General features: G+C 71.6%; 10 protein-coding genes and 1 riboswitch. All 10 genes read left to right on the top strand.

The genetic code is table 11. The features are described 5' to 3' along the window. The coding region (locus JKG67_RS07245; protein WP_203336576.1) for a hypothetical protein at positions 1–509 on the top strand (509 nt) is incomplete at its 5' end. A gap of 67 nt (positions 510–576) precedes the next feature. Then, positions 577–1,929, top strand: a complete 1,353-nt coding sequence (eccD, locus tag JKG67_RS07240) for a type VII secretion integral membrane protein EccD (RefSeq protein WP_203336575.1) — start codon at positions 577–579, stop codon at positions 1,927–1,929. Between the two features lie 4 nt (positions 1,930–1,933). Beyond that, entirely contained in the window at positions 1,934–3,349 is a 1,416-nt protein-coding gene (locus tag JKG67_RS07235; RefSeq protein WP_203336574.1) for a type VII secretion protein EccB, read from the top strand. An 82-nt stretch (positions 3,350–3,431) separates the two neighbouring features. Beyond that, positions 3,432–3,956, top strand: a complete 525-nt coding sequence (locus JKG67_RS07230; protein ID WP_203336573.1) for a hypothetical protein — start codon at positions 3,432–3,434, stop codon at positions 3,954–3,956. A 7-nt stretch (positions 3,957–3,963) separates the two neighbouring features. Next, entirely contained in the window at positions 3,964–5,145 is a 1,182-nt protein-coding gene (locus JKG67_RS07225; protein ID WP_203336572.1) for a S8 family serine peptidase, read from the top strand. Further along, a riboswitch (cobalamin riboswitch) is annotated at positions 5,139–5,310 on the top strand. It overlaps the preceding gene by 7 nt. A gap of 26 nt (positions 5,311–5,336) precedes the next feature. Next, entirely contained in the window at positions 5,337–5,528 is a 192-nt protein-coding gene (locus JKG67_RS07220; protein WP_203336571.1) for a CbtB-domain containing protein, read from the top strand. 9 nt (positions 5,529–5,537) lie between these two features. Further along, entirely contained in the window at positions 5,538–6,275 is a 738-nt protein-coding gene (locus JKG67_RS07215; RefSeq protein ID WP_203336570.1) for a CbtA family protein, read from the top strand. After that, positions 6,275–6,631, top strand: a complete 357-nt coding sequence (locus JKG67_RS07210) for a (2Fe-2S) ferredoxin domain-containing protein (protein WP_203336569.1) — start codon at positions 6,275–6,277, stop codon at positions 6,629–6,631. The genes JKG67_RS07215 and JKG67_RS07210 overlap by 1 nt, the downstream gene beginning before the upstream one ends. A 30-nt stretch (positions 6,632–6,661) precedes the next feature. Continuing rightward, positions 6,662–8,773, top strand: coding sequence for a RecQ family ATP-dependent DNA helicase (locus JKG67_RS07205; protein WP_203336568.1), 2,112 nt, complete (start codon positions 6,662–6,664; stop codon positions 8,771–8,773). A gap of 80 nt (positions 8,774–8,853) precedes the next feature. Next, positions 8,854–9,228 (top strand): hypothetical protein, encoded by a 375-nt coding sequence (locus JKG67_RS07200; protein WP_203336567.1) that lies wholly within the window; start codon positions 8,854–8,856, stop codon positions 9,226–9,228. Positions 9,229–9,231: the final 3 nt, after the last annotated feature.

The raw sequence follows: 9,231 nt of genomic DNA, 5'->3' as shown, positions 1-9,231 counted from the left end.
GCAGTGGTGTGGGGGCGGAGGAGTTGCGGTCGTTGTTGGAGAAGGTGGTGGCGCAGGTTTCTCCGGCGATGGTGGAGCATCCGGTGGTGTTGCCGCCTGGGTGCCCTGCGGTGGATCACCCGGTGATCGCTCGGGTGTTGGGGGAGGTGGAGTACGCCCGCGGTGACGCGGGTTGGGGATGCTCGTATCTGTCATCCTCAGGCGTGAACCTCTTTGCTGAGGGGACCCAGTTGAGTCAGGGGGCGCTCGCTGAAGAGAACGCGATGAGTGCTGAGAACGTGGCGGCTGGCCGCACACGCGTGATCGAGGAAGGGCCGGGAGTTCTACGGACCCGGTCTGGTGGACAGACTGACTGGGGCGAGTTTGTGACAGTGGAGGAGGCGCGGCAGAAACTCCAGGTGGATCTGTCGCATGTGGAGTCGCGGTCGAAGCCGGTGGGGGTGTCGGAGGCGGACTTCGATGAGTTGATGGATGTGTTGATCGCCGCCTGGCGGGACGCAATGGAGTGAGGCGCACGCCTCGCAGGTGCTCCCGGTTACGATGCGTCAGCAGTCATCGTCATCGACAGGAGCCACGATGAGTCAGCCGGCCTCGGGAGCCACCGGCCTGATCAGGGTCACCGTTGCCTCACCCACGCGACGCGTCGACCTCGTCCTCCCCGGCGCAGTGCCCATCGCCGAACTGGTCCCCGAACTGGCTCGCAGCGTCGGCCTGCTCGACCCCAGCACCGTCTACGGCGGCTACCGGATGCGCACGCACGACGGACGGGACCTGGTCGCCGATGTCGGCCTCGTCGCCCAGGGAGTCGACGACGGCGGGCTGGTCACCATCTCCGCAGGCATCGACGAGGAGCCCCCCAAGGTCTACGACGACATCGTCGAGGCGATGGCCGACGTGGTCGAGGGCGACCTCAAGCCGTGGCAGCCCGCCGCAGGACGGCGTACCGCCTTGTGGGCAGCCGGCCTCCTGCTGGCCGTGGGCGCCGCTGCACTACTGCTGCAACGTGGTGGCACCCTGCCGGCGGTCGCCGCCGGTGTGATCGCGACACTGCTCTGCCTCGGCGCGGTCGTGCTCTCCCGGGCCCAGGACGAGGAGAGTGCCGCCGTCGCCGTGGCCTGGATGGGCGCCGGCTACGGGGCTGCCACGGGATGGCTGCTGGCGCCCGCGGGCGACCCCTTCGGCTACGGATTGGCCTTCACCGGTGCCGGGGCGATGATCGCCGGCCTGCTCACCATCCTCGGCCTGGACGCCGGCCGGGCGCTGAGCATCCCCCCGGTGGTGGCCGGGGGCATCGCCACCACCGGGGGCCTGCTGCTGGCCTGGACCACCCTCGACCCGGCGACCGTGCTGGTCGCGCTGCTGGTGCTCGTCGTGATCTTCGGCAGTGTCTTCCCCTGGCTCGCGCTCAGCTCCACCGGCACCGATGTGGACCAGATCTTCTCGGTCGCCGACATCACCGCTGACCCCGACCCGATTGCGGCCGACGATGTGGCCCGCGACGCCCGCACCGCGCACGAGATCCTGATCGCCGTCACCGCCACCGTGGGACTGCTGCTGGTCCTGGTCGCGCCGGTCGCCGTCGGGTTGGGCGTCGCAGGCACCCTGCTCGCGCTCTGCTGCTGCCTGGTGGTGGTGCTGCGCACCCGTCAGTACCGCACCGGTGCCACCGTGCTCGTCGGGCTCACCTCCGGTATCGCCGGGATGGTCTCCACGGCCGTCGCGGTGCTCTGGCTGCACCCCGAGTGGCGGCCCGTCACCGCCGTCGTCCTCGCCGTCGCCGGCGGCCTGCTCCTGGCAGCCACCCTGCTCCCCTCGTCGGGATCGGTCCGACGCGGCCGGCTCGGGGACATCGCGGAGACGCTCGCACTGCTCGCCCTGCTGCCGCTGCTGATCCTGGCCATCGGCGTCTTCGCGGCCATCCGGAGCTGAGCCGATGCCCACCAAGAAGGACCTCGTCGAGGCGCACGCCTACAGCCGCCGCCGACTGATCACCGCGTTCGTCAGCGGGGCGCCAGGCGGTCGGGAGGTCGAGCCGACCAGACCCGGCAGGACGATCGTGGGCGGCATCGCGCTGTCGGTGCTGCTGATCGCCGGCGCTGCGATTGCCGGCGTCTTCACCGGGCGCACGCCCGCGGACTGGTTCTCCCCCGGGCTCGTGCTGTCCAAGGAGACCGGCGCGCCGTACGTCGTGATCGAATCCGACGGTGAGCTGACCATCCGGCCGGTCGTGAACATCACCTCGGCCCGGCTGCTCGTCGGTGCCGACTCCAGCCCGACCACGGTCCCCCAGACCGAGATCGACCGGCGACAGGTCGGCGACTACATCGGCATCCCCGAGGCGCCGGCGACGCTGCCCGGGCCCGACCTGATGATCGACCGCGGCTGGACCGCCTGCCTGGGAGTCGAGGGCGGCCTGCGCGCCTCCATCGCGCTCGAGCCCGGCGTCGAGATCCTGCCGACGGCGGCCGCAGTGGCGCAGGTCGATGGCGAGCACCACCTGATCGTCCGCTCCCAGGAGCGCTACAACTTCGGCAGCGCCCAGACCTTCAGCCTGCGGCTCCCCGACAACGACGTGGTCCGCTCCCGGATGCTCAGCCAACTGGGCCAGAACCAGATGCTGCGTCCTCGTGAGGTCCCCCGCGACTGGCTGACCCTCTTCCAGCCCGGCCCCCGACTCGACCTGGACAGTTTCGGGCTGCAGGGCCGGGGGGAACCCGTCAGTTATGCACGCGACCTCGGCGGGATCGACGCCGCCATCGGCGACCTGGTGCGGATCGGCAACCAGGCCTTCCTGCTGCAGCACGACGGGCCGGCCGAGCTGACCCCCTTCGCCGAGATCGTCTACCGGGCCCTCACCGGGGTCGAGCCACGCGACCTCACCGAGATCGGGCGCGCCTACGTCGCCGGCCAGTACCCGGCCGAGTGGCCACAGGTGCCACCGACCGAGCACGCCGGCGAATGGTGCGCCCTCCTCGAGCCGCGGGCCGCCGACACTCCCCAGGTGTGGTTGGCGATGCCACGGCCAGCCCCCGGCGGTGGCGCCCCCAGCGCCGAAGGCCCTTCGGCTCGGGACGTCCCGGCGGGCGTCCGGCAGGTTCGGGTGGAGCCCGGACACGGTGCCCGGGTGACCGCCGGCGGTTGGGACTTCCACACCGGGGGCAGCGAGTTCGTCATCGACCCCCGAGGCATTCGGTACGAGCTGATCGGGGACGCCGGCGACCTGCTCGGGTACGCCGCCCATCAGCCCCGGCTGGTCCCTGACACCTGGCTCACGCTCTTCGACCAGGGCGTGCCACTCTCCCAGCAGGCCGCCACCTGCACGCCCGGACGAGGATCGGACAGGTGCTGACCGGTCTCAGCCCCGGTTCCCCGCGGGCTATCGTGACTCCACCGTCCGGCGATCGACGTCCGGCTGAAGAAGGGTGAACCACATGATGAAGCGAGCAGGGGCAGTGCTGTCCGCGGCTGTACTCGGGTTCGCGGTGACCGCCTGTGGTGGCACCGATGATCCGGTGGCGTGGGCAGACAAGGTCTGTTCGGCGCTGGAGGACCCGATCGAAGCGCTCATGGCCGAGCCGGAGATCGACCCCTCGGACCTCGAGGCCACTCAGGCCGGGCTGGTCGACTACCTCGACAACGCAGCCACCAGCATCGGTGACATCAAGGACGCCTTCGGTGACGCCGGTGCCCCGCCCGTCGAGGGTGGCGACGACCTGGCGGACGAGATCTCCACCGCGCTGAGCAGTGCCCAGACCGCGATCGGTGAGGCGCGCGACAAGGTCGCCGAAGCCGACGCCAGCGACCCGATGGCGTTCAGCGCCGCGCTGAGCGGGATGAGCGGCGAACTCGCCTCCCTCACCTCCGCGATGGAGGCGGTCGGCTCCCTGGACAGCAACCCCGAACTGCAGAGCGCGGCCGAGCAGGCGAAGTCCTGCCAGTTCCTGAATGACATGTAGGACGTGGGTGGCCGCAGCGATCGCGGCGGCCACCCTCGCGATCCCCGTGCCGGCCCAAGCCGGCACGGGGAGCCTCGTCGACTGCTCGGCCCTGCGGTACGACGACGACGTGATGCCTGCCTCGCCCGCCAGCAATCCGCCGCTGGCGGCCCTCGGCGTCACCCGCGCCCACGAACTCCTCCGGGCCGACGGGTTGCGGCCCGGTGCCGGGATCGGCATCGCCGTCATCGGCGGCGGGGTGCGGCCGACCGGCAGTCTCGAGGTCGCCCATGCCGAGGTGCTGGCCGGTGGGGGGCCGCCCCAACAGCCGACCGCCACCATCGTCGCCGCCCTCGCCGTCGGCACCGGCACCGCGACGGACGGAGTCCCCTTGGGGCTGGCACCCCAGGCCCGCGCCCTCTCGGTGCGGGTCTTCGACTCCGACAACCCCCGCGACGGCGAGGCGGCGCTGACCACCGACAGGGTGGCTCGTGGTCTGAACTGGGTCGCCGACCAGGCTGCGGCCCGCCGCATCAACGTGGTCGCGGTGCCGCACTCGGTGGCCGCCAGCGACACTCTCGAGCAGGCGGTACGACGCGTCCAGCGGGCCGGCGTACTCGTCGTCGCCGCTGCCGGCCAGGACGCCCATCCGGCCAACTACGACGGAGTCCTCGCGGTGGCAGCGATGCCCGAGCGTGGACGACCACTGCCCGAAGGCAGCGACATCGCCGAAGTCGACCTGATGGCCCCCACCGCCGCGGCCGTGGCCACCGGCCTCAACGGTGCCCGCTGCCAGGTGTCCGCCGACGCGGCGGAGTACGCCGTCGGTGTGGTCGCCGGCGCCGCGGCCCTGACCTGGACCCGGCATGCCGACGACAACGCCGCCCAGATCGCGGCGAGGCTGCGGCACACCGCCAGCGGCGCCTCCGGCACCCGCGGCCCGGTGACCGGAGCCGGCATGGTGCAGCCGGTCGAGGCGCTCACCCGCCCCCTTCGGCCCGCCCCCGACGGCTCCGTCGACCAACTCGCTCCCGTCGGCTCCGAGGCGGCCACCGTCCAGCCGCCACCGCCCGCCGACGACGTCTACGCCCCCGCGCGAGAGTCGTTCCTGTGGTGGGGGCTGCTGGCCGGCGGCGCCCTGCTGCTGGTGCTGCTGGCCCGACCGCTGCTGCGGCGGGGTTCCCGGCCGGGCGCGGCTGTGAGAGGCTGACCCCCAGCCGCAGTGCACGGGAAGTTCGGTGTGAATCCGACGTGGTCCTCGCCACTGTGACCGGGAAGTCCCTCCTCGCACGATGCCACTGGCCCCCGGGCTGGGAAGGCAGAGGAGGGGTGACGATCCGGAAGCCAGGAGACCGGCTGCGGCGACACGGAAGAGTCCACGAGGAATGGAAGGGGCCACTCATGGCCAACGCAGTCGCAGTCTCCACCCCCGCAGTCAGGGTCCCGGCCTGGGCCTGGCTGCTCGTCGCCGTCGCGCTGTTCGCGTGGTACGTGATCTCCCAGGACAACGGCGCGGTGCTCGGCGCCGCAGCCGGGTTCCTGCACGAGGTCACTCACGACGCCCGGCACGCCCTCGGCGTGCCCTGCCACTGAGGGGGGCTTGTGACCTTCCCTCAACTGCTCCGTCGCGGTGTTGCGGCCGGAGCCATTGCCGGCGCCCTGGCGGCGGTCTACCTGTTGCTGCTGGTGGAGCCACTGATCGAGAAGGCCCTGGTCATCGAGGAGGCTCGTGAGCACGGCCACAGTCACGGCCACGAGGAGGAACTGGTCAGCCGCCTCGGGCAGGTGCTCGGCGCGATCGGCACTCTGGCCGTGGTCGGGATCATCTTCGGGATCGTGCTGGCCGTCGTCTTCGCCGCGAGCCGGGACCGGCTGCCGGTCGTCCATGACCACGGCCGGTCGGCGCTGTTGGCGGGCATCGGTTTCGTGGTCTTCGCGCTGCTTCCGGCGATCAAACTGCCGGCCAACCCGCCCGGTGTCGGCGACCCCGACTCGGTCGACCAGCGCACCGTCATCTACCTGGCGCTGATCGTGCTCGGCATCGCGCTCGCGGTGGCCGCCCTCTCGCTGGACCGGACACTGGCCGGTCACGGTCTGACCGGCCCGGTCCGGTCCACCCTGCTGATCGGCGGCTCGGTGCTGGTCGCCGCTGTGGTGCTGGTGCTGCTGCCGGCCTCCCAGGACGCGGTGGCCGACGATATTCCGGCCGCCTTGTTGTGGGAGTTCCGGCTGGCCTCGCTCGGTCAGTTGGCCGTGCTCTGGGCGGCGTTGGGGCTGACCTTCGGAGTGCTGGTCTCCCGGCTGCCCGCAGCGCGGGACGCGGAGCTGGTCGCGCGCTGATGCCGGCATCGGTCACGGTCTGTCGGGGCTGCTGCTGCGGCACCGTCGAGAAGCATCCCGACTTCGACCACGAGGAGCAGTTGGCGACGTTGCGTTCCGGCGTCAGCCGGGTGGTGGTCGCCGATTGTCTCGGCTCCTGTGACCGCTCCAACGTGGTGGTGGTGTCCCCGGATCCGGCTGCGCGCCGGGCCGGGGCGCGCCCGGTCTGGCTGTCCCGGATGCTCACCGTCGCAGCGACGCAGGCGGTGCTCGACTGGGTCGCCGACGGCGGGCCGGGCGTCGCGGACCTACCTCCCGCCCTGCGGGCCCGCCAACTGGTCGGCGCCTCCGCGGAGCCGGAGGCCACCGCGGGTTGAGGTGTCGGGCTCTGCTGATAGACACATGCCATGACCGCCACTCGGGACCAAGCAGACGCCCACCTCCGGGCGCTCGTCGGGCGTGACGACGCCCGGCTGTACGACGACCAGTGGGCGGCCATCGAAGCGCTCGCGGTGCAGCGGCGGCGCGCCCTGGTGGTGCAGCGCACCGGCTGGGGCAAGTCGGCGGTCTACTTCGTGGCCACCCTGCTGCTGCGGGAGTCCGGTGCCGGGCCGACGGTGATCATCTCGCCGCTGTTGGCGCTGATGCGCAACCAGATCGCGGCCGCCGAGCGGGCCGGGATCCGTGCCGTGACGATCAACTCGACCAACCTGGAGCAGTGGGAGTCGGCCCACGCCCGGATCGCGGCCGGCGAGGTCGACGTACTCCTGGTCAGCCCGGAGCGTCTCAACAACCCCGGTTTCCGCGACGAGGTGCTGCCCCGGCTGGCCGCCACCTGCGGGCTGCTGGTGGTCGATGAGGCGCACTGCATCTCGGACTGGGGTCACGACTTCCGTCCCGACTACCGGCGGATCCGCACCCTGCTGCAGGAGTTGCCGGCCGGGATCGGCGTCCTGGCCACCACCGCCACCGCCAATCAGCGGGTCACCGACGATGTCGCCGAACAGCTGGCCACCTCGGGGACCGGATCCAGTGACGCGGTGCTGGTGCTGCGGGGATCCCTGGACCGGGAGTCGCTGCGACTGGGCGTGGTCCGGCTGCCCACCGCCGAGCAGCGGCTCGCCTGGCTGGCCGACCATCTCGAGGAGCAGCCGGGCAGCGGGATCGTCTACTGCCTGACGGTGGCGGCGACCGTGGAGGTGGCGGACTACCTGACCTCCCGGGGGCACCGGGTGGCGGCGTACTCGGGGCAGACCGAGGCCAGCGAACGGCAGGCGCTGGAGCAGGCGCTGCTCGACGGCGAGGTGAAGGCGCTGATCGCGACCAGTGCCCTGGGGATGGGCTTCGACGCGGCGCTGGGGTTCGTGGTGAATCTCGGCGCTCCGAGCTCGCCGGTCGCCTACTACCAGCAGGTGGGCCGTGCCGGGCGCGGTGCCATCGACTCGGCGTCGGTGGTGCTGCTGCCGGCCATCGAGGACCGGGACATCTGGGCCTACTTCGCGTCGTTGGCGTTCCCGGCCGAGCCGCTGGTGCGCCAGACGCTGGCAGCGCTCGCTGCCGCGGAGCGGCCGTTGAGCACCGCGGCGCTGGAACCGCTGGTGGAGCTGAGCCGGACCCGTCTGGAGACGATGCTGAAGGTGCTCGACGTCGACGGCGCTGTACGCCGGGTCGCGGGCGGATGGATGGCCACCGGCGTGGAGTGGACGTACGACGAGGACCGGTACCGGCGGGTCGCCGAGGCCCGGACACGTGAGCAGCAGGCGATGCTGGACTACCTGTCCACCAGCAGTTGCCGGATGGCGCATCTGCGGGCCCAGTTGGACGACCCTGAGGTGGCGGGGGGCGAGTGGCGGTGCGGCCGGTGCGACAACTGTGGCGGGCTGGTGCTGGATGCCGAGGTGTCGGCGGCCGCGGTGACGGAGGCCGCCGAACGGCTGGCCCGGCCGGGGGTGCCGATCGCGCCACGGAAACTGTGGCCGACCGCGTTGGCCACGCTCGGAGTGCCGCTGTCGGGCCGGATCAAGCCGGTGGCGCAGGAGGGGCGGGCGGTGGCCAGACTCAGCGATCTGGGGCACGGCCCGTCGCTGCGCCGATTGCTGGCCGGTGAGGACGGGCCGGTCCCGGTGTCGTTGGCCCGTGCGATGGTCGCGATGCTGGACGACTGGACGCCGGAGGTGGACGTGATCGTGGTCGCCGAGTCGGTGACCCGGCCGATGGTGGTGGCCGATCTGGCGGCGGGCTTGAGTCGGCGGCTGCAGGTGCCGGTGGTGGGCCGTTGGGCGGTCGCGGACACGTCCGTGCCGCCGGGCAAGGGGGCGGCGAACTCGGCGCAGCGGGTGGTCGCCGTACGCCGTCGGCACCGGTTGGATCTCGACGACCCGGCCGCCGTGCGGGATCGGCGGGTGCTGCTCGTCGACGATCAGGTGGTCACCGGGTGGTCGCTGGCGTTGGCCGCCGCGGCGGTCTACGAAGCCGGCGCGGTCAGCGTCGCCCCGCTCACGCTCGCCGTCAACGGTTGAGGGGTGCTGCTCGTGGGTTCGATGTTTCGATCGCTCGCCGAGTGGGTATGACTCACGTTGAACGGACACGAGGGGGATAGGTGACGACCGAACAGCAGTTCCCGGCGCGGCTACCCGCCGCTTCCATGGCGGTCACCGACTCCTGCAGGATCGGCATCTGGATCCCTGCCATCGTGGCGCAACTGGACAAGGCGCGGGCACTTCTCCCTTGGGACAATCAAGGGCCCTGGCAGCGTCCGGCTGGTATTGGCCTTGGGACCACAGGTCCGATGCCTGAACACTTGGCACTCCAGGAGACGACCCTGGACGTACTGCGCAGGACGGGCCGTCAGTTGGAGCGCGGGGGCGAAGCCCTGTTCGAGGCGGCCCGATACATCGGACTCGCAGACGAGGAGGTGAGCGGTGGATTCTCGGCGATGGTCGATCGGATCCTCGCCAGCCATGAGCAGTTCTAGGGG

Source organism: Nocardioides limicola (assembly GCF_016827675.1).
GTDB lineage: Bacteria > Actinomycetota > Actinomycetes > Propionibacteriales > Nocardioidaceae > Nocardioides > Nocardioides limicola.
Note: the sequence above shows the minus strand (reverse complement) of the source record. Positions and strands in the feature narration are given on the sequence as shown.

Coding starts and splice junctions, on each gene's coding strand:
- eccD (WP_203336575.1), top strand. CDS start 577: ATGAGTCAGCCGGCCTCGGGAGCCACCGGCCTGATCAGGGTCACCGTT.
- JKG67_RS07205 (WP_203336568.1), top strand. CDS start 6,662: ATGACCGCCACTCGGGACCAAGCAGACGCCCACCTCCGGGCGCTCGTC.
- JKG67_RS07210 (WP_203336569.1), top strand. CDS start 6,275: ATGCCGGCATCGGTCACGGTCTGTCGGGGCTGCTGCTGCGGCACCGTC.
- JKG67_RS07235 (WP_203336574.1), top strand. CDS start 1,934: ATGCCCACCAAGAAGGACCTCGTCGAGGCGCACGCCTACAGCCGCCGC.
- JKG67_RS07230 (WP_203336573.1), top strand. CDS start 3,432: ATGATGAAGCGAGCAGGGGCAGTGCTGTCCGCGGCTGTACTCGGGTTC.
- JKG67_RS07220 (WP_203336571.1), top strand. CDS start 5,337: ATGGCCAACGCAGTCGCAGTCTCCACCCCCGCAGTCAGGGTCCCGGCC.